General features: G+C 60.1%; 15 protein-coding genes and 1 tRNA gene. 9 read left to right on the top strand and 7 right to left on the bottom strand.

Annotation, left to right across the window (positions count from 1 at the left end; all coding sequences use genetic code 11):
* The first annotated feature begins 77 nt into the window (after positions 1–77).
* From Mal15_RS17585 to Mal15_RS17575, 3 genes are all read left to right on the top strand, one after another.
* Positions 78–1,211 carry a WD40 repeat domain-containing protein gene (locus Mal15_RS17585; RefSeq protein WP_147868964.1) on the top strand — a complete coding sequence of 378 codons (1,134 nt, stop codon included), beginning with the start codon at positions 78–80 and terminating at the stop codon, positions 1,209–1,211.
* 244 nt (positions 1,212–1,455) lie between these two features.
* On the top strand, positions 1,456–6,228 hold the full coding sequence (locus Mal15_RS17580) for an SdrD B-like domain-containing protein (protein ID WP_147868963.1): 4,773 nt from the start codon (positions 1,456–1,458) through the stop codon (positions 6,226–6,228).
* A gap of 232 nt (positions 6,229–6,460) precedes the next feature.
* A complete protein-coding gene (locus Mal15_RS17575) occupies positions 6,461–7,282 on the top strand; it encodes a hypothetical protein (protein ID WP_147868962.1) in 822 nt (273 codons plus the stop codon).
* On the opposite strand, the gene Mal15_RS17570 is transcribed toward Mal15_RS17575, so the two are convergent.
* A complete protein-coding gene (locus Mal15_RS17570; RefSeq protein ID WP_233902858.1) occupies positions 7,279–8,580 on the bottom strand; it encodes a hypothetical protein in 1,302 nt (433 codons plus the stop codon). The two genes, Mal15_RS17575 and Mal15_RS17570, sit on opposite strands and share 4 nt — an antisense overlap.
* A 148-nt stretch (positions 8,581–8,728) precedes the next feature.
* Between Mal15_RS17570 and Mal15_RS17565 the strand changes: the two genes are divergently transcribed.
* Positions 8,729–9,151, top strand: a complete 423-nt coding sequence (locus Mal15_RS17565; protein WP_147868961.1) for an Rrf2 family transcriptional regulator — start codon at positions 8,729–8,731, stop codon at positions 9,149–9,151.
* Here the strand turns inward: Mal15_RS17565 and lpxK are convergent.
* Both lpxK and Mal15_RS17555 read right to left on the bottom strand, forming a co-directional pair.
* The gene (gene lpxK / locus Mal15_RS17560) at positions 9,126–10,223 is read right to left on the bottom strand and encodes a tetraacyldisaccharide 4'-kinase (RefSeq protein WP_147868960.1); all 1,098 of its coding nucleotides are present in this window, start codon (positions 10,221–10,223) and stop codon (positions 9,126–9,128) included. The genes Mal15_RS17565 and lpxK overlap by 26 nt on opposite strands.
* 114 nt (positions 10,224–10,337) lie before the next feature.
* Positions 10,338–11,069, bottom strand: a complete 732-nt coding sequence (locus Mal15_RS17555; protein WP_147868959.1) for a hypothetical protein — start codon at positions 11,067–11,069, stop codon at positions 10,338–10,340.
* 291 nt (positions 11,070–11,360) lie between these two features.
* Here Mal15_RS17555 and ychF point away from each other — a divergent pair, with 291 nt between their 5' ends.
* The 5 genes from ychF (at position 11,361) to Mal15_RS17530 (ending at position 17,026) form a co-directional block, all read left to right on the top strand.
* Complete coding sequence (ychF, locus tag Mal15_RS17550; protein ID WP_147868958.1) at positions 11,361–12,452, top strand: redox-regulated ATPase YchF; 1,092 nt, start codon at positions 11,361–11,363, stop codon at positions 12,450–12,452.
* A gap of 54 nt (positions 12,453–12,506) precedes the next feature.
* Positions 12,507–13,124, top strand: a complete 618-nt coding sequence (locus Mal15_RS17545) for a hypothetical protein (protein WP_233902857.1) — start codon at positions 12,507–12,509, stop codon at positions 13,122–13,124.
* 26 nt (positions 13,125–13,150) lie between these two features.
* A complete protein-coding gene (locus Mal15_RS17540; protein ID WP_147868957.1) occupies positions 13,151–13,528 on the top strand; it encodes an amidohydrolase in 378 nt (125 codons plus the stop codon).
* A 347-nt stretch (positions 13,529–13,875) separates the two neighbouring features.
* A complete protein-coding gene (locus Mal15_RS17535; RefSeq protein WP_233902856.1) occupies positions 13,876–14,544 on the top strand; it encodes a DOMON domain-containing protein in 669 nt (222 codons plus the stop codon).
* Positions 14,545–14,938: 394 nt separating this feature from the next.
* Positions 14,939–17,026: a prolyl oligopeptidase family serine peptidase gene (locus tag Mal15_RS17530; protein WP_147868956.1), complete on the top strand. Its 2,088-nt coding sequence runs from the start codon at positions 14,939–14,941 to the stop codon at positions 17,024–17,026.
* A 13-nt stretch (positions 17,027–17,039) separates the two neighbouring features.
* Here Mal15_RS17530 and Mal15_RS17525 read toward each other — a convergent pair whose 3' ends face one another.
* The 4 genes from Mal15_RS17525 to ligA all read right to left on the bottom strand — a co-directional run bounded on the left by Mal15_RS17525 (position 17,040) and on the right by ligA (position 20,802).
* On the bottom strand, positions 17,040–17,498 hold the full coding sequence (locus tag Mal15_RS17525) for a TIGR03067 domain-containing protein (protein ID WP_147872138.1): 459 nt from the start codon (positions 17,496–17,498) through the stop codon (positions 17,040–17,042).
* 141 nt (positions 17,499–17,639) lie between these two features.
* A complete protein-coding gene (locus Mal15_RS17520; protein WP_167546878.1) occupies positions 17,640–18,230 on the bottom strand; it encodes a CDP-alcohol phosphatidyltransferase family protein in 591 nt (196 codons plus the stop codon).
* Positions 18,231–18,617: 387 nt separating this feature from the next.
* Positions 18,618–18,691, bottom strand: a tRNA-Met gene (locus Mal15_RS17515).
* A gap of 53 nt (positions 18,692–18,744) precedes the next feature.
* On the bottom strand, positions 18,745–20,802 hold the full coding sequence (gene ligA, locus Mal15_RS17510; RefSeq protein ID WP_147868954.1) for an NAD-dependent DNA ligase LigA: 2,058 nt from the start codon (positions 20,800–20,802) through the stop codon (positions 18,745–18,747).
* Positions 20,803–20,832: the final 30 nt, after the last annotated feature.

Below are 20,832 nucleotides of genomic sequence, written 5' to 3'. Positions count from 1 at the left end.
GAGCTGCCTGCAAGTGTAGGAACCAAAACCCTAATGGGCCGAAGGACCATCGGCGACAATCGCGGGAGTAATTCTTGATGTCAGAACGAACAGAGGACCTGGGGGTCGCCTGCGAGCGATCGCGTCGGTCGTTCCTAACCGCGTCGGCGGCGTTTGCAGCGCTTGCCGGGCAGCGTTTCAGTCTGACTTGCCGGGCGAGCGAACCGGAGCGTGTCGCCAAGGGCAAGCTGTCGGTTCAGCCGGCCGTCGAGCGGATGGTGCAAATCAATGACAGCCAGATCGTCCAGTTGCAACCGATCAGTCCGGATTTTCCCACCACGATCGTTCAAGCGATCGCAACGGATCCCCGTGGCGAAGTGGTCGCGGTCGCCGGAGATGACCATGCCATTCGGATCTACGATGCGAGTCGATTGAAATTGGTCGCGACACTCCAGGGGCACACGGACTTGATCCAGACGTTGGACTTCGACCGGGCGGGCAACCGGCTCGTCTCCGCCGGTAACGACGGGCAACTTATTCTTTGGGATCGAAACTCCGCGTATCGCATTGTACAGCGGATGTCGGGAACCCCCGCCCTGGCCTGTGTCCGGTTCTCGCCGGACGGCCAGGAATTGGCGGCGGTCGGGTTCGAAAACAAAGTTTATCTGATCGGGCGGACGAAACGGGAAGATCAACCCCAAGCGACGTGTGATTGCACGGACCTTCGCTCGGTCGATTATCGCGACGATGGGAAATTATTGGCGGTTGCCGGCCGCAGCGGTGACCTGCATCTGTTTGACCGCAACACAAGTGCGCTTCTGGGCGACTACCAGATCCACACCGGGCGAATCCACGACCTGAGATTCAACGACGCATCACCGGTGGTCGTCAGCGTCGGCGAAGACGGCTGCGTCACAATGTTCGATACCGAGATCAAACAACCGGTCCGCCGCATCAACGTGACCACCGGAAAACTGTTTTCGGTCTGCATCCTGGATGACCAGCATCTGGCCGTCGCCGGCAGCAACAACGTGACCTGGATCGTCAACGCGTCGAGCGGAAAGACGGTTGAAAAACTGAGCGGACACACCGGGTCGATCGCCGCCTTGGCATCGACCGGCAACTTTCTGTTTTCCGGCGGATACGACACCACGCTGCGACGATGGGAACTGACAGGACTGAAAGCCGTTCGCGACCGCATCGCCGAACGCAGCAACCCGATCGACCGCTGACGCATGTGAAGAATCGGCAACCGTTGGTGTCCAGGCTTTAGCCGCCCATGCTCGCTGCATCGCAGCGACCGGGAACCGCCTCAAGCCTGGACATCAACGTGATCCCGAAAAAAAGAGGCCTGACCCCTTTTTCGTACTGGCACAGGGAGGTGCCGCGCTCGTGATTTGGAAACCCAAACGTACTCGCCGTTCTTCGCGGAAACAGCCGTCGGACGTCAAACGACGTGCGCCGCGGCCGCAGCAATTGGAACGACGAGAATTGTTGGCCGCCGATCCGATCCATGTCGGTGTGGTTTATCTGGAAACGGACTACTTGGAGTCCGACAACGATGTGGGTAGCGATTCCCAGGGCGATCGATTCATCCTGTCGTTCACCGGCGGCGCTCCCGACACCGAGCTCCAGCAATTGCGGATCCGCACCGACAAAGATGGCGACGGCATTTCGGTCGGCGATCCGATCTTTGACACCCAGCTCGGCGGGCGCGGGAAGAGCAACGCGCATGATTTCCAGATCATTCGAATCGTCACCGCCGACGGACGGATCGCGACGGCCCAGGCCAGCGTGGCCGACGGCGGACAAGAGTTGGTCCTAAACCTGCAAAACTTTCGCGCCGGCGACCGACTGGAATTCACCATCGACGTCGACGAAGTCCTGCGCAACTCGCTGGACTTGGAGGTTTTCAACGATCGCTTGGACGTCATCACCTCCGGTCAGGAGTTCCAGGATTCGATTTTGGAAGCGGTGTTCGAAGCACCGCACTACGAATCCGTGACTGCGGACGCGATCTTTCTGAATGATTACGGCAGCCCCGGCGTCGATTACGGATTGAACCTGCCGCCGGACGAAGGCTCCGGTCCCGACAGCCGACCCAACCGCAGCGCCGCTGCAGTCGCATCGACCGTCCAGACGCCGAAACCGGTTTCGATCAGCGGCGGGGTCTGGTTGGACAACAATCTAGATGCCATCTGGCAAAGCGGCGAATCGGGATTGTCCGATGTCGAGCTGTCTTTGTTCGCCGCAGACCAGAACGGCCAGTATGTCGACACCGGACATCGTGTGCGCACCGACAGCAACGGGCGTTACGAATTCGGCCGCTCGCTGAATCTGATGCCCGGACAATACCGCGTCGTGCAACAGCAGCCCGATGGTTTGTACAGCGTTGCGGCGATTCCCGGAACCGTCGCCGGGCAAACCACCGGTGTGGCATCCAGCCTGGATGTCTTGTCGTCGATTCAAATCCCGCTGGGAGATACCGACGCGATCGAAATGAACTTTGCCGAAGCGGCGCCGGCATCGCTCAGCGGATCGGTCTATGCCGACGATAATGACAACGGCGTTCGGGACCCCGGAGAATCTGGGATCGCCGGCGTGACCGTACGCATCGTTCCGGTCGATGCGATCGCCGACCAGGGCATCCTCACGGCAATCACCGACGCGACCGGAGCCTATTCGTTTGATGGCCTCGCACCGGGTGAATACGAAATCATCGAGGTCACCCAGCCGGCGGATTTTGTCGACGGCAGCGACGCGGCGGGGACGATCGACGGACAAATCGTGGGCACGGCGGTCAATCCCGGCGATCGGATTCACGGCATCCGCTTGGACGGCGGTGACGTCGGGATCAATTACAACTTTGGCGAACTCGCCCTCGGCGAACTGTCCGGCAATGTGTTCCTGGTCGCACCGGGTGAGGACTGTGACGGCGTCTTCACGCCGGGATCCGACCAGCCGCTCGGCGGCGTGATCGTCGAATTACAAACGCCCGACGGCAACGTGATCTCGCGAGTCACGACGACGCCCATGGGCCGCTACCGTTTCGATGCCATTCCGCCCGGCACCTATCGGATCGTGCAATACACGCCATCGGGACTGCTGGATGGTGAATCGCATGTCGGCACCATTGATGGGATTCAAAGCGGCAGCGCGATCGACGGGACGATGATCCAGAACATCACGCTGACGCCCGGTGGCATCGGCGTGCAGTACGATTTTTGTGAGATCGCTCCGGTCTCGCTTTCGGGCTACGTCTATCACGATCAGTCCAATGATGGACGCCGAGACACGGGAGAAGACGGAATCGAAGGCGCGCTGGTGACGCTGGTCGGTGAAGACGGTGCGGTGGTCGCGACCACACGCACCGATGCCAACGGACGCTATGAGTTCAACGATCTGCCACCAGGGGTGTACGAAGTTCGTCAATCGCAACCGGCCGGTTACCTGGACGGAATCGATTCGATCGGGCAAGTCGATGGCCAGCCGGTCGGCGTCGCCTCAAACGACCGCTTCCAGCGGATCGATCTGCCACAAGGCCTTTCGGGGACCGAGTATAACTTTGGCGAACTGCTGCCCGCGTCGCTGGCCGGCATGGTGCACGTCGACTTGGACGGGGACTGCATCCGCGACGACGATGAAGTCGGATTGGCCGGGGTGACGATCCGCTTGATGGACGAAAACGGGACCGAAGTCGCTTCGGTTCTGACCAACGCGGATGGCGTCTATCGGTTTTCTAATCTGGCACCCGGTCGCTACACCGTCGTGCAAGATCAACCGTCCGGGTTTTTCGACGGTGGAACCAAGGCTGGATCGCACGGCGGAATTGCCGGAGAGAACCGAGTCAGTGAAATCGAACTGGATTCGGGAAGCGTCGCAACGAAGTACGACTTCTGTGAAGAGCCGCCGGCCAGCCTGGAAGGTTCGGTGCACATCGATACCGACGGCGATTGCATCCGCGACGACGATGAACGCGGCATCCAAGGCGTAACGATCGAGCTTCGTGACGCCCACGGCAACCGCGTCGCAACGACCATCACCGACGCAAACGGCGACTATCGTTTCGACGGCTTGCGGGGCGGCCAGTACACGATCTTCGAACATCAGCCCGACGGATTCCTGCAGGGCGGCCAGGTACTCGGCAGCGCCGGTGGCATTGTCTTGGGCGTCGACTTGATGTCCGTGTCGCTGCAACCCGGGCAAGAGGCGGTCGATTACCTGTTCTGCGAGTTCGAACCCGGATCGATCTCCGGCTCCGTCTGGAGCGACCGTGATCAGGATCAAGTGCAAGACGCTGACGAAGATCCGATCCGCGGTGTGACGATCAAGTTGGTCGACGAGAACGGCGTGGTCATAGAAACCACCCGAACCGACGTGAATGGTCGCTATGTTTTCGATCAACTTCCACCGGGTGTGTACAGCGTCTGTCAGGAACAGCCCGTCGACTACTTTCACGGCGGGCAACTGATCGGCGATCGTGGCGGGGAGGTCGCCGAAGACGACGTGATCGTAGGGATCGACATCGGCAGCGGAGTGGATGCGGCGGGCTATCATTTCCCCGAAATCCCCCCCGCGTCGATCGCCGGATTCGTCTTCATCGACGGCGGGGTGATTGAATCAGAAACGCCGATTCCGCCCGAAGCGTTGCGTCAGTACCGCGATGGGATGTTCACCAGTGATGACACGCCGATCGCAGGCGTCCGCATCGAAATCCGCGACGCCGCCGGCAATCGGCTGTCCGATGATGCGTTCTTGTCGGGCGCCGCGGCAGAAAACTCGGTCGTGTTCACTGACGGCGATGGCGCCTATGTCTTTGCCGGACTGCGGCCCGGCACGTACACGCTGTTCCAAAGTCAACCCGACGGGCTGACCGATTCGATCGACACGCCGGGAACCACCGGCGGGTTGGCCGTCAACGCGGCGGATCGGTACAGCGAGGAAGAATCGCGACTAATCGCAGCGATCGACGGCACGCAGGCCTTTGACGCGTTGTTGTCGATCCGCGTCGGTGCGGCGGACGATTCCGAACGCAACAACTTCAGTGAAGTCCAAATCGAGATCGTACTCCCGCCCGAGCAGCCTCCGGTGGATCCGCCGGTTGAACCGCCCGTGGAACCACCGCCTTCGGACATTTTGCCGCTACCCGATCGAGAGACGCCGCCGGTGATTCAGCCGCCGCCAGAGACGTTTGAGTCGAAAGCCATTGCGTTCACCGCGGGCGAATCGGCCGACCGAACCGTTCCCCGATTCATCGGCGAAGTCGATGCGGTCACGTGGCACTTAAGCATCATCAACGGCGGGTTCCCGCGCGGCACGATCGCGTCGAGCGGCAAATTCAAAGCCGTCGCGATGCAGCAAATGAGTGAGAACTGGACCGAAGGTGACAACGCCGAGGGCACATGGAAACTGATGACGCTTGACGGCGAAGTCCGCCAGGAAAGCCAGCAGATGACGTTGGGTGCCGAAGATGCCGTTGCACTCGTCGGCGACTTCGACGGTGATGGCGATGACGAAGCGGCCGTTTACGTCGCCGGGCAATGGTTCGTCGATCTGAACGGAAACGGTGTCTGGGACCAGGGCGACCTGTGGATCTTGCTGGGGACCGAAATGGACCAACCGGTCGTTGGCGACTGGGACGGCGACGGCAAGGACGACATTGGCATCTTCGGACGCAAGTGGGAACGTGACCTGCAACGCGTCAAACTGGACGCCGGATTGCCCGACCCGTCGAATCGATCGCGACGCTACCTGGAAAACCGCAAGACGCTCGGTTTGGTTTCGACGAACCTGCGCGGTCAAGATCGCGCCCGCTTGCTCCGCCGCGGCAACCAGGGTGAGCTGCGTGCCGACGCGGTCGACCACGTGTTCCAATTCGGCGAAGACGTCGACACTCCGGTCTCCGGCGATTGGAATGGGGACGGGATCGACCAAATCGGAGTCTTCCGCGGCGGCACTTGGGTGCTGGATTCCGAAGGCGACGGACGCCGCAAGACCACCGAAACGACCTTCGATTTCGGCCAGCCCGGTGACCAACCGATCGTCGGCGATTTCGATGGCGACGGGATCGATGAAGTCGGCGTGATCCGAGGCAACACCTGGATCATCGATTCCGACGGTGATCAAAAGATGACCGCCAACGACCTCCGCATCGAACTGCCTCCCGGCGACGCCGACGCCCAACCCGTCGTCGGCGACTGGGACGGCGATGGGAAAGACGAGCCGGGGTACTATCGAAGAGCGGGGTAAAGGGAGCTGGGAGCTGGGAGTTTCTGTCCTCGTTCAGCCGGCAGGTAACTTTCCCCAACACCTGTTGCGAATCGGCAACGGGCGTTGTGGGGTGGGGGCGACGTTGGGCGAGCAGCGGGTGACGCGTGTTGCGTTTTGACCGGCTTTGACCGGTTCAACCGTCTTGGGCACGGTTTCTGCATCTGGGCGTTCGCGTTCTCTGCGTTTCGCCCCCGATTGCGGTTTGCCATCCATGCATTGCGTTACCCTTGCCGATCTTGCTGCCACTTTGTCCCAGCATGGCCCTTCGTTATTGGAACTGCGGCCGCGGATTCCCTCGGCAACGATCATGCGCTATTGGACGGCATCGCGCTCTCGGCATGAACTGTGGCATCGAGTGATGGGCCGCTACCGCGATGCCAAGCACGCCGGAAACTACGGCCGATTGGCCGACTGGTGGTCCGAGCACGTGGTCGTCTTGGAAGAGGTCCTGGTTTCGGAACTGTTGACCCGCGTCGTTGCGGCCATCGGGGCGGAAACCGCCGCCGTCGATGGTGAGGAGAGCCATGAAAGTCACCAAAGTCTTTCCGCGGTCACCCATGGCATCTATCTGGGACACATCGAAGCGAGCAATCGAGTGGCACAGATCATGTTGGAATCCTGTGGGGCGCGGGTGCAAGACACCGTCCGGCTGAATCGACTCCGCTACGGCGTCGAACGCTGGACCGATTGGTTGATCGGACGGGTCAGCGTCCATCGCGATCGTTCGTTCCAGTACAGCATTGACATCGAGCGATCGAGAACGTTTTACGATGAAGTTCGCGAAGGTGCGTCGTGTGCTCACCGCGACACGACGACTTGGTTGATGAATGCCGCGATGCGAGAGATGTTGGTGCGGCGGACCAGTGAAACGTCCGCCCTCGCGCAAGCCAACCACGAAGTCGCCTCGTCCGCCTTGGCGATGTTTCGACCCGAGTTGTTCGACGACTACGGCGTCCCCAAGTCGGTGTGGTTGAACCGGTTGCAACGCGACGCCGCGAAACTGAAACCGTTTGACTTCGCCGGTATCAGCTAGGGCGCTTGTTCGGAGAATTCGGGTTTCGTCTCGACCAGGATCTCCAGGATCTCGCGACGCACTTTGGGCGACAGGTGATCGAAGTCCGGCGAATCATCGCGACCTTCAAGAATCGCAAACAATCGCGTGACAACCTGCTGGCGAACCTGCTTCGGCAAGGCGTCGAAGGCGGGTGAGTAGATCAGGTAACTGCAGGGATACTTGAACAACCGGGTTTGCAGGTCAAAGTCACGGAGCGAACGTCCGCGCGAATCCTTGATCGCGCGGGCTGAAAAATCGGCGGCAAACTCCGACGCACCGGTCACGGTGTCGGTCAGCTGAAATTCGTCGGCCATCAACAGGTATCGCAGGACGCGGTCGGCCGACGCAGCGATCCGGCGCTGGGCACTTTCGCTGATATGATCCTTCGGCCGCTCCAGCAATTCGTTCATCTGATACGACTGGTGCAACGCCTGGCGGGTCTCGTAGTTCGCCGCCGCGATCGCGTTGTGCATTTGTGTCTGATGCTCCAACACCATCAGCGCCACGATGTCGCTGTGCGGTGCAATGTAGTCGTCGGTGTCGATGTACTCGTCCAGAGTTGACTGATTCGCACCGGGATCGCGATCAAACGTGTACTCGTCGCCTTCGCAGATCGTGTTGCCCATGTGCCGCATCGCACCGTGATTGCCCGTCACATACCAACCGCCCCAGCGTTGTTCGAACGGGCTGGTGTGGTCGGTCAGAAAAGTCCCGCTGCCCAGCTTGGGCCGGCCCGCCGGATCGGCGAACACGCTGCGGACCAAGTAGCCCGGAACCCCCTGCGTGCGGCTTGAGGCGTGGCAGGACAAACAGTTCCCGCGATCACGGACAAAATTCGGCGGGCCCTCCGAGGTCGACTGTTTCAGCGTGTAAAAGATCGCGCCCTGGTTTGCGTCTGTCGTGGCGAATTCAAGCACATCGCCCCTTTGACAGTAGCCGACGTACACATCGTCATTGAAGTAAAGCGCCCGCGGGCGTCGCGGTGAGATGCGATGCAGCTGGAGACTCGTTTTAGAAAAAACAAGCGTCTGAGAACTCGTCGGTACGTCCAGGGCGTCGAGCACCGAGGGCAAATACCCGAACTGATCGTCGTATTGCAGCGTCGTCTCGCCCGATTGCAGCCGCCGGGACAGTTGGGCGACCGGATCGTTGACCTCGGCATCAAGATAATTGATCGGCTCCCGTTCGAAATTGTCCTGCTGAGCGACGGCGCGAGTCACGCCGCAGAGGGACACAAAACAGGGGATCAGGATGGCGAGGGCGGACCAGGGACGCATTGACAATCTTCTCCGGCGCACGGGAAACTTCGCAATCATTGACAAAATGGCGCGCATCGGCTCTCGTGACGCCGCCACTCAGGTTATGATGCTTTAATCTGCACGTCAATGTGCACTATTTAGTCGATCTCGGATTTCGGGCAAATTCATGCTTTCCAAAACCGCCGAATATGCGCTCCGGGCCGTCGCATGCCTGGGCAGCCAGCCTGGGGAACCGGCGTCGGCCGACCGTTTGGCGGAGCAGACCAAGGTGCCGCGTCGCTATCTGACGCGTGTGCTGCAGGATTTGGCCGCGGCCGGGTTGGTGCGATCGCGTCCGGGGCCCGGGGGCGGCTATGAGTTGAGTCGGACCACCGACGAGTTGACGATTCTGGACGTCGTCAGCGTTGTCGCTCCGATCGAGCGGATTCGTCATTGCCCGTTGGGTTTAAAGTCGCACCACAAGTTATGCCCGCTTCATGCCGAGTTGGACAAAGCCTACGCGGCGACCGAAGCTGCGTTCGCCGGCGTGACGATCAAGGAATTGGTTGAATCGACCAGCGAGATCATTCCGTTGTGTGAATCGCCGTAGCGATCTGTTGCAGCATCGCATCGAATTCGGTGGACGGTTCGATTTCGGCGTCGATCGTCAGCGCCGACAGCGGTAGGGTGGCAATCCGATCGGTTTGCAATTTGACGAGGTCTTTTTGCGTGCAGATCAATTGGCGGGCGTCCCCTAAATCGGTCGCCCATTGGCGCAGCCGTTCGACGGTTTCACGGTCGTAATGAGCGTGGTCGGGCAGGATCTTCTCCGCGACCACGATAGCGCCGACGTCTTCAGCGGTTCTTCGGAACGCAGCCGGGTTGCCGATCCCGCTGATCAGTCCGACTCGCTGACCACGCAGGTCCTCAACCGCAGTCTGTTGATCGGGGAATTGCAACAAACCGCTCGGTCGATGACTGGAACGCAAGATCACGATGGCGGGGTTCGCCGAGCGGATCGTGGCGATCACGTCATCGATCGCCGGCTCGTCGACTTGGTCGCAGCGAGTCAGGATTGCGACCTGGGCGCGGCGGAGGCTTTTGATGGGCTCGCGCAGCAAGCCGCGCGGCAACAGGTGTCCATAACCGAACGGACACGTCATGTCGACCAAGACGATGTCCAGGTCGCGATGCAGTCGCCGATGTTGAAAGCCATCGTCCATCAGAATCAGCTGCGATTCCAATTCTTCGACGGCGATGCGAGCCGCTTCGACTCGGTCGGGGTTTTGCACGTGGGGGACATCGGGCAATCGCTGATGCAATTCCGCCGCTTCGTCATTTTGATCGGCGTCGCCACGACCGTAGCCACGCGAGACGATTGCCACTCGGATGTCGTGTCGGCGAAACCGGCGCGCCAGATCCGCAACGATCGGTGTCTTTCCTGTGCCTCCGGTGGTCAAGTTGCCGACGCTGATCACGGTCGCCGCACAACGTTCGACACCCTGGCCACGATCAAAGCCCCGGTTTCGTTGCGCCACCACCAGGCGATACGGCACGGCCGCGAGTGCAAGTCCGGCACGCATCAGTCCGGCCGAGATGCCGCGGCGGTGGCCGCTCATGATCGATCGATAGTCCAAGGGGCGCGTCAGGTGGTGGTGGCCGAGTGGGGAATCGGCGTTCATCACGTTGTGACATTCGCCGAAAGCAGTATCTCCGGTGTTTTACACGCTCGGTGCCAATCTCGCTACGCAGCCTGGATTCAACGAGGCGGTGACAAGACGCACGCGACCTCGGCGTCAGTCAGGCTGTTGAATCCAATGACGAGGACGGTCGACGTCGATTCCATCGGCGCGATCATCCGGTGGCGGCAGGGGCGAGAGCACCGAAGCCTCACGCGACTGGGATTCGCCGACCGGCTTCCCGATCGAATCGGAACTGGCCAGTTGAGCGCCGACGATCGAGGGTGGTCCGGCGGGATTCGACGAGCGCGTCGCTAACGACGGGGGTTCACCGATCGCGTTCTGAAACGTCCACTGCTTGCCATCGGGGGCGATTACCGGTGGCGGGCTTTGATCCGGCTGTCCCGCGTGGTGATGCGCCGCTGCGATGGATTGGTCCACGTACTTTGTTTCGGCGAACAGACGCTCCAATTCGGCCAGTCGTTGCGATTCATCCGCGTCGTGATTGCCGGCGGCGACATCTGCGGTTGCGTTGAAGTGGCTTTCGTAGAATGGATCGCGGTCCACCGGTACCGCCAGGTCCTGGTAGGTCAGCGGCAGTTGTCGTGTTTGTTGTGGTTGGGCCGGCGGACAATAGTCTGTCTGCGGATCGTACACGACGGGGACGTGAACTTCCTCGGTCACCTCGCGGACCAGCATTTCGATCGACGCGTCGTCAAATGAAGTCGGTCTTGTTCCCTTCAAACCCTCTTGGACGGTCGAGGGATCAGGCAGCTTCGATTTGCGAAACGGCAGGGAGAAGAGGATTCCGCCGCCCAGAATGAGAATTCCGAGAGAGATGCGTCGCACGCGAAAACCTGGGGATGGAAAGGAAACGAAGGGGGGGATCCACCCGTTGAAAGGGGCGGCTCGGCCAGTTTCTTCCCTGAAGCATCAAGACGCGTCGTGCGATTAGATCCTTTCGTCAGACAGGGCACGGGGCAACCAGTGGAATGGCGCAAATGTGAGCGAACAAGGCGACCGGCCGCCGGGTTTTAGCGGCTGGGAAAGGGCTAGCGGTTCCGCTTCGTGGCCTACGAAAACCCGGCGTCCGATGATACGCTTTCCCGTTTCACCCACGCCCCCTGTTTGAACAGAGCCATGGAAGCCGGGATTGTCGGATTGCCCAATGTTGGCAAGAGCACGCTTTTTAACGCGTTAACGAGCTCGCAGGCCGCCCAAAGCGAGAATTACCCGTTTTGCACGATCGAACCCAACGAGGGGATCGTCAACGTTCCCGACGAACGTTTGGGCCGAATCACGAAATACATCACCCCGCAAAAGACCATTCCAGCGGCACTGAAGTTGGTGGACATCGCGGGAATCGTCAAAGGTGCGAGCGACGGAGAGGGTTTGGGCAATAAGTTTCTCAGCCATATCCGCCAAGTCGACGCGATCGTCCAAGTGGTGCGCTGTTTCGAAGACGCCGATGTGATTCACGTCTCGGGCAACGTCGATCCGGTGGCCGATATCGACACGATCGAAACCGAATTGGTTTTGGCCGACCTGCAAACGCTGGAAAACGCGCTCGCCAAAGCCCAGCGGACCGCCCGCAGCGGTGACAAGGAGGCCAAAATCCGGGTGACGGCGATCGAAAAATGCAACGCGCACTTGGAATCGGAACAGCCCCTGCGGACCCTCAACCTGACCGAACCGGAGGCCAAGTCGATCCACAGTTTTGGATTGATGACCGCCAAACCGATTCTGTATGTCGCCAACGTCGACGAAAACGACCTGGAAGGCAAAGATCCGCTGGTGGACAAGGTCCGAAAGCACGCCCAGGCATCCGGGGCCAACGTGGTCTGCGTCAGCGCGAAACTGGAAGCGGAGCTGGCGGAGCTGGACGAAGCCGATCGCGAAGAGATGTTGGCCGACGTCGGGTTGGACGCACCGGCACTCAGTACGATCGCCCAAGCGGCCTACAAGACACTGGGGCTGCAAAGCTACTTCACCGCCGGAGAAAAAGAGGTCCGGGCCTGGACAATCCCCGTCGGTGCGACCGCTCCCCAAGCGGCGGGTGTGATCCACACCGACTTTGAAAAGGGTTTCATTCGCTGTGAAGTCTATACACTGGAAGACCTGGAAACCTACGGCAGCGAAAAAGAGATTCGCCAAGCCGGTAAACTACGCGTGGAAGGAAAGGACTACGTCATGCAAGATGGCGACATTTGTCATTTCCTTCACAAAATCTGATTCGGCCCCCCCCCACCACCACGAAGCACTTCCGCTTAGGTATTCATGAACAAGATGTTGATTCCAATCCTCTTTGCCCTCGGCACTGCAATCTTCTGGGGCTGCTACGGCCCGACGATCGGAAATGCGCAAACACCGCGGGTCGATGGCAAACCGTTGCTTCCGCCGGATGGCTGGACGCCGTTTAAACCCTACGTGTTCATCGGGATCGCCTATTTGGTGATCGCGATCGCCGGCGGTCTGGCGATGATGAAGGTCAAAGGCGACAGTTTCAGCTACGCCGGCCCGGTGCCGGGCGTGGAGGGAATGACGCACTTCCTGCCGGCGAAATGGGGATTCTTGGCCGGAACCCTGGGCGCCTTTGGAGCCCTGTGCTTGACCACGGCGATGATGACCAGCCGCGGAAACGCATTGCTGGTGATGCCGATCGTGTTCGGCGGCGCCGTCTCGGTCACCGCGATCGTTTCGATCATCAAACTGCGCGGGCACGGTCCGCTGGAAATCAATCCGCTGCTGTGGGTCGGCATGGGGCTGACTGTCGTCGGCGTGGTCTTGGTCGCGATGAACACGCCCCACGGTCACGCACCGAAAAAACCGGCCGCGGCGGTCGCGGAACCCGGCGACGAATCGGACTCCGAACACCAACCGGAATCCGCCGCCGAAACGCTGTGAGATGAACGCTCCCGTGACCGACGCCAATGACTGTGCCTGATGCAAACGACCGGCCCGATGCCCATGACCGGGTCGAAGCGATCGACCGCCAAGTCGCCCACCTGTGGATGGTTCGAACGTTCCTGAAACATGCCGACGAAGCCGAGGACGACGAAGAACTGCGGAGCGTGGTTCGAGACATCTACGACTTCATCCTGGCGGTCGGGCCGATCGACCAAGTGCAGGACGATGCCGGCTACCTAAAGATGGCCAAAAAGAAGCTTTCCAAACTGCGTAAAGCCACCGAGCTGTACGAGGAAATCCAACCCGAAGTCAGCGGGCACACCAATTTTGTGATGGCTGCCAAGTCGCTGCGACTGGCACTCGATCGAATCAGCGAGTTGGTCGTGCCGCGGGACCGATAGTATTTCGTCTCGCCTTAAGATTCGGGCAAACGGTAGTGGACGACGCGAGGAGTCCATCCCCTGTAATCCGGCGGGGACGAGGCGAGGAGCCCTCGCAGCCGGCATCCACTTGTTCCCAGGCTCCGCCTGGGAACACAATGCATCGGAGGCTCCGCCTCGCGGACTGACTGTGACGTGAGGCGGAGCCACACAAACAGCGCGTTCCAAGGCGGAGCCTCGGAACGAGGAATGGCGGAGCCACACAAACAGCGCGTTCCAAGGCGGAGCCGCGGAACGAGGAATTCACAGCGCGTTCCAAGGCGGAGCCGCGGAACGAGGAATTCATCCCAAACACGACGGACGCCTCCTTGGCCAATTCAAACTCCAAGACCAAAGACTTCATCGATCCGACGTTTCTGTTTCGTTTTGAAGTCGACGTTCAGAAAGCGGATTTGGAATGGACGTCCAAGGGCCTGCAGCTTCCGGAGACGTGTCGGATGCCATCGTTCGGGGCTCTCGGCGGACGCAAGGTCTTTGCCGACGTGCGGCTGGGGTGGTCCGAAGCCGGGCTCGGCGTCCATGTGCTGGTCAATGGCAAACGGCAGGTCCCTTGGTGTCGCGAAACTCGGCTGGACGAAAGCGACGGTTTTCATCTTTGGATCGATACCCGTTGCAGCCCCAACATCCACCGCGCGACGCAGTACTGCCACCGTTTCCTGTTCATGCCTGCCGGTGGCGGACCACGACGCGAACGCCCGATCGCATCCCTGATCGAAATCCATCGCGCCCGCGGAAACCCAAAACCGATCGCCCCCGACGCGCTGTCGATCAAGACGTTCGCGCGGCACGACGGCTACGAACTCCGTGGTCTGATTCCCACCGCCGCACTGACGGGGTTCGACCCTGCCGAGCAATCTCGCCTGGCACTCTACTACGCCGTCATCGACCGCGAACTCGGCTGGCAAACCCTCGGCGCCGGCCCCGAATACCCTGTCACCGAAGATCCCAGCCTGTGGGCCGACGCCGTGTTGAATTAGGCTTTGTCCCCAAACCCGTCGCGGAAGCCGCCAAGGCTTTCGATTCGCGGCACTTCACACGGGAAAAGCGGAAATTCTTGGCGAATTCCGCTACCACCTACGACCCTGGCTGGGTTTAGGGACAAAGCCGAATGGCACGGGCTTAGTGAGCCGACGGCGCTAGCCGCGGGCCTTGGATTGCCCTTCGAGACTTGGAAGGCCCGAGGCTAGCGCCTACGGCTCAGCGTATTGGCTTAAGCACGTGCCATTCGGACAAAACCTAGTTTCAGGTTTCGAGTCAGTTATCACTTGGCAGGATCATGTCGTTTGGAACCTGAAACTTGGAACTTGAAACTCGCAACCAACTATACTTTCCGCTTCCCCGCCGAATCACCTTGCCGTTAAGGGTCCCACCGTGAAGTGTCTGTTGCTGGTCGTTGTTGGTTTCTGTTTGACGTCGATCGCTGTTGCGGATGGACCCGCCGACAACCGCCCCGATTCGGTCCGGCCAATCCCGCCTCTGGGTGAAGCCTTGGAGGACGCACAGTCGCGGCAACTGAATGACGGTTGCCAAGCGGTCCGTCGGATTTGGAGTGAAATGCTCAATCGCGCGGAACAGAAAACGCGTACAGGCAACAAATGGCAGCAGGCGCAGCATCAACAGGCCTACCAAATGTTGTCGCGGTTGACGCCCGAAATCCTGGTCTTTCCCCGCGCGGTCGAACTCGCCTTGGAGTTCGATCAATTCTACAAGCCGCAAGATTTCGACGCCGCCGTCACGTTGCTCGACGAGGCACAGCGGCGGATCGAAGTTGCAGCGGTCACGCCCAGTTGGAGCCGCGTGGTCGGCATCGGCGACGGCGAGACGCAGCGATTGATCATCGGTGGCTACCAGTCAAAAATCGACCAATCCTATCAACCCTATGCGTTGGTGGTTCCGGCCGGGTACGCACATGGTGACTCACGTCCACGGCGCTTGGACATCTGGTTCCACGGACGCGGCGAAACACTCAGCGAAGTCGGTTTCCTTTCCAAGGGGCGAACCTCCGCCGGCCAGTACACGCCCGACGACACGTTCGTGTTGCATCCCTATGGTCGCTACGCCAACGCGTTCAAGTTTGCCGGCGAAGTCGACGTCCTGGAAGCACTCGACCACGTCAGCAACCAACTTCCCGTTGATGATCACCGCATCAGCGTTCGTGGTTTTTCCATGGGCGGCGCGGCGTGTTGGCAGTTTGCGACGCACTATGCGGATCGATTTTTCGCGGCAAACCCCGGCGCCGGTTTCTCCGAAACCCCCGAGTTCTTGAAGTCATTCCAAGGCGAAGATCTGACCTCCACGCCGGACTACCAGCGTACATTGTGGCGGCTTTATGATTGCCCCCACTGGGCACGCAACCTGATCCACTGCCCGACCGTCGCCTACAGCGGCGAAATCGATCGGCAAAAACAGGCGGCCGATGTGATGGAACAGGCACTGACGCAACACGACATCGATTTGGTGCACATCATCGGTCCGCAAACGGCACACAAAATCCACGAAGATTCCAAGCTCGAAATCGAACGGCGTATGAACGCGCTTGCCGCCGCGGTTCGCCCCGATGTGCCGCGAACGATCGACTTGACGACCCAGACACTGCGTTACAACCGAATGCACTGGGTGTCCGTGCATGGATTGGTTAACCACTGGGAAACCGCGCGCGTCCAAGCGCGGCTTGATGCCGACGCCGCACCGTCGCGACTCGTGGTCGAAACCTCGAACGTCACCCACCTGCGTTTGGATTTCGCCCCCGGTCAATGGCCGGCCTCGTTCCCCGAACGCCCCGTCGTCGAAATCGATGGGAATGAAATTCAGGGACCGCCGATCCGATCGGATCGCTCCTGGACGGCCGAACTGATCCGCGACAATGGCCGGTGGGAATTGGGATCGATCGACGACTCCGAGCTTCGCAAACGTCCCGGGATGCAGGGGCCGATCGATGATGCGTTCATGGATTCGTTTTTGTTTGTGCTTCCGTCAGCCAGCGGTGATGACGGCGACGTCGATGCTTGGGCGGCGTCGGAAGCGGAGCACGCACAATTGCATTGGCGCAAACACTTTCGCGGCGACATTCAAAGCGTGTCCGATCGCGAACTGACCAAGCAGCAGATCGAATCGCACAACCTGATCCTGTTCGGTGATCCCCGATCCAACTCCGTGATCGCACGACTGGCCGATTCGTTGCCGGTCAGGTGGGGCGAGGATTCGATTCAGCTTGGCGGGCGCAGCTTCTCTCGGCGCGGCCATGCGGTCGCGATGGTTTATCCCAATCCGCTGAATCCCGATCGCTACATCGTTATCAACAGTGGGTTTACGTTTCGCGAATATGACTACCTGAACAACGCCCGCCAAACGCCAAAATTACCCGATTGGGCGATCATCGACATCACCGACGGTGCGACGATGCGTGATCCCGGCAAGGTCCAAGCGGCGGGGTTCTTTAACGAACGCTGGATGCCGTGAAACGCGTTGTTTGCTACTCGACGCGTTTGTAAGCGACCAGAATGTATTTGTTCTCAGCCGTGGATGTGAACTCCGTGGGACGCTCCTGGTCGGCGCGCACGAAACAGAGTTTTCGTTTTTTCTTGCCCAGTTGATAGATTCCGACAAAGCGATCGCCGCTGCCCCCGCCTTCGGTGGCGGTGAAGTCGATCGTCTTGGGTTCGGCCATCGGCGCGAGCGTGCTGGTGCCTTTGCTGACCACTTTGCCTTCCGAAAGTACGCTCCTAGTCCCGTCGTCACCGTTGACGACCGTCAGCTTTTGCACGTCTTCTTTTTTCGACTTGTTGCCACCGACCACCAGCGAGGTGACTTGCCAGGTGCCTTCCAGTCGCTTTCGCTCCTTCTTGACCGCATCGTTGCTGTCCTCGTCCGCCCCAACACCAGATTGGAAAACAAACCCGATCACCAACAGTCCAATCAGCAGCCTTCGCATCGTACCGACCTCCACCAGATCGAAATGACAGAACAACACCAGCGCTGATTATAGGGGGGGCCTCAGTGGTCGGCTCAAGGATGATGCCATTTTCTTGTCACCCATTTTCCTGTCATTCCGCCCACATCACGGGAGTGTCCCTCATGTCATCGAGCGCAGTCTTTCAATCCGCTTGGCGTGCCACAGCGACGGAACGTCGACCTGACACTGGGAAAGGACATGGGTGATGTAGATGGCTTCGAGATTGGCCAGCGTCACGCAAACCATGGAAACACGCACCAGCCAGGGAGTGACGCCGGCGACCCACAAGATCGTTGCCGGGATAATGATCAGCCACACGCCCTTGGCGGCCCACGTGTGGTAACTGGGCAACTGCCGAAACTTGACCAAGCATGCCGACCAGCTCAACGCATAGCTCGCGATGGCGGCCAGCATCCAATACTTCTCTTTGGCAACCTGATCGCCTTGAAGGGCAAGCAAGGCCCCCAGTAGCGAAAGGTAGAAGACCGCGTCCGCCACGGTGTCCAAGCGGGCGCCGACGGAGGAGGTCATGTGGGATCGCCGGGCAAGGAATCCGTCCAGCCACTCGGTGAACACCAGAAACAGCGCCAGCGCCGCCAGCAAGGTCATGTGCCGCCCGATCGCCAACGGGATCAAGGCGGGGGATCCGACGATGCGTGCGCCGGTGACCAGGTTCGGGAGCGTCAGCCAGCGGTCAGTTTCATACAGCAAGGTCGCGATCCCCCGTCAATTTCGGTGCGGCACACGCGCTCAGAAGACGCGGCAACGCGGTCGTTCCCCAGCATACCTCAGCGGGCAAATCCGACAGGAGAGATCAGCGAAACGATAGAAATGCCAGCGGGAAGCGTCACGGTCTGTTGATTGAATCAGCCGTTTGGCGCGAGCCTACGGGCGACAGTGCGTTTTCTTGGTGTTGGAGGCCCGTACGCTTGCGCGAAACGGCTGATCCCACGTGTGATCGGATTAAATTAACAGGCCGGCCAGCGAGCGGCCCGTGGGGCAACTGCTTGCGTGTGGAGAACGGCAGCATGATGGGCGGGCAGCCCCGATCGAAGGGGGCCTGAGAGAGGCGGTCGACTTGCGGACCGCGGAAAGAAGTAGCGAGGACTGGACTTGAACCAGCGACCTATGGCTTATGAAGCCACCGCTCTAACCGACTGAGCTACCTCGCCAAGTGCGGCACAGTATGCCAAAGCCCGCCTACCCTGACAAGCCTGGAAGCCAACTAGGAGTCTGCGCCGGCGACCAGCTCCTGAAACGCGGTTTCGGAGAGCACCTGGACCCCCAATTCGTTAGCTTTGGTCAGCTTGCTGCCGGCTTTTTCACCCGCGACCAGAAAGTCGGTGTTCTTGCTGACGCTGCCAGAGGCCCGGCCGCCGAGTGCGGCGATCAATTTTTTTATTTCGTCTCGTTTGTAGTGTTTCAGCGTCCCGGTCACGACGACCGTCTTCCCTTCCAACAAACGACCGCCTTCGACCGCGACAGGTTCGGGGTCTTCGAGTTGCACGCCCTGTGATCGGAGTTCGTCGAGCGTTTTCCGGCCGTAATCGCTGTGCAAAAAGTCATGCAGGCTCTCGGCGATTCGGTCGCCGATCTCATGCAGCCCCGCCAGATCTTCGACCGAAGCTTCGCGGAGCAGGTCTAGGGTGTGGTACTTGGCCGTGATCAGCGAAGCGACGCGCGGGCCGACGTGGCGAATCGAGATCGACGACAGCACTCGCGCCAGCCCGCGGTCTCGGCTGTTGTCGATCCCCGTGATCAGATTCTTCGCATTTCGTTCGCCGACCTTGACGATGATTTGTTTCCCGTCTTTACCCTTTCGCGGTTTCAACCAGTCCAGCGCCGCGACCTGGTCGACCGACAGCCGATACAGGTCGGCATAGCTGTGCACCAAGCCGTGTCCCAACAGCAAATCCACGACCTCTTCGCCCAGTCCGTCGATGTCCATACCCGGACGGCTGCCGAAGTAGATCAATCGTTGTTTCAGCTGCGCGGGACATTGGGGGTTGGGACAGCGGATGTAGACCCCGCCATCATCACGCACCAGTTCGGTATCGCACTCGGGACAGTTTTGCGGGAATTGATACGCCGGCAACACACCCTTGCGGAGGTGTTTTTCCACCCGGACGACTTTGGGGATAATCTTGCCCGCCTTTTCGACCACAACAACGTCGCCGACGCGCACGTCCAGACGCTCGATTTCGTCGGCGTTGTGTAGTGAGGCGCGCGAGACGGTGGTGTCGGCGATGTCGACCGGTTCCAAATGCGCAACCGGCGTCACCGCACCAGTCTTTCCGACCTGGACGCTGATGTCGTTCAGCCGCGTGACCGCTTCGTAGCGTTCGAATTTATAAGCGATTAACCAGCGCGGACTCTTGCTCCGCATGCCCAGTTTTTCGCGCTGGGCAAAATCGTTGACCTTGAATACGATCCCGTCGACTTCGAATTCCAAGTCAGGCATGCCCTGTTCCAAGGCTTCGACCGCCACCAGCACAGCTGCCGCGTTAGGGAACACACGGACATCGGGAGTCATCGGGATGCCGTAGGAGGCGATTTCCTGCAAAAACTGCATGTGGTTTTTCGCGGCCAGCCCGTCGACTTCGCCCACACCGTGACAAAAGAAACGCAGGTTGCGTTCTGCGGCGATGGCCGGATCGAGCAACCGGATCGTTCCGGCGGTGACGTTGCGGGTGTTCTTGAATGGCTCGGCGCCGGCCGCGACTTGTCGCTCGTTCAGATCCGCCAGGTCCGTGTTGGTCATGTAGACTTCGCCTCGGACCTCCAGAACGCTGGGCGTTTTGTCTCCCGTGGTACGAAGCGGCAGATCACGAACGGTGCGGATGTTGTGCGTGATGTCGTCGCCGACCGTGCCGTTGCCCCGTGTCAGCGCGAGTTTCATTTCCCCAGCTTCGTATCGCACCGACGCCGCCACGCCGTCGATCTTGTATTCCATCACCCACTCGATCGACTCGCCATCGAGCAGTTTTTCGGTGCGGTCAAAGTAGGCTTTCAACTCCTCGCGGCTGTACGTGTTGTCGATCGACAGCATCGGAACGCGATGCGGGACTTGGACCAGGTGCTCGACCGGTTGATCACCGATTCGCTGGGTCGGTGAATCGGAGGACAGCAATTCCGGGTGCTCCGTTTCGAGCGCACGTAACTCTTCCAGCAAGCGATCGTACTGCAAGTCGCTGATCGAGGGCTTGGCCAGAACGTAGTAGGCATGGTCGTGCGCGCGGATTTGATCGCGCAGGGTTTGGACGCGTTGGGCCGGAGTCGTCATGGAATCGCTTGGGAAGGGTCGCAGAGAGAC

The sequence above is a fragment of the Stieleria maiorica genome (genome assembly GCF_008035925.1).
Classification (GTDB): Bacteria; Planctomycetota; Planctomycetia; order Pirellulales; family Pirellulaceae; genus Stieleria; species Stieleria maiorica.
The sequence above is the reverse complement of the archived record's forward strand: the minus strand, read 5'-3'. Positions and strand labels throughout refer to the sequence as shown.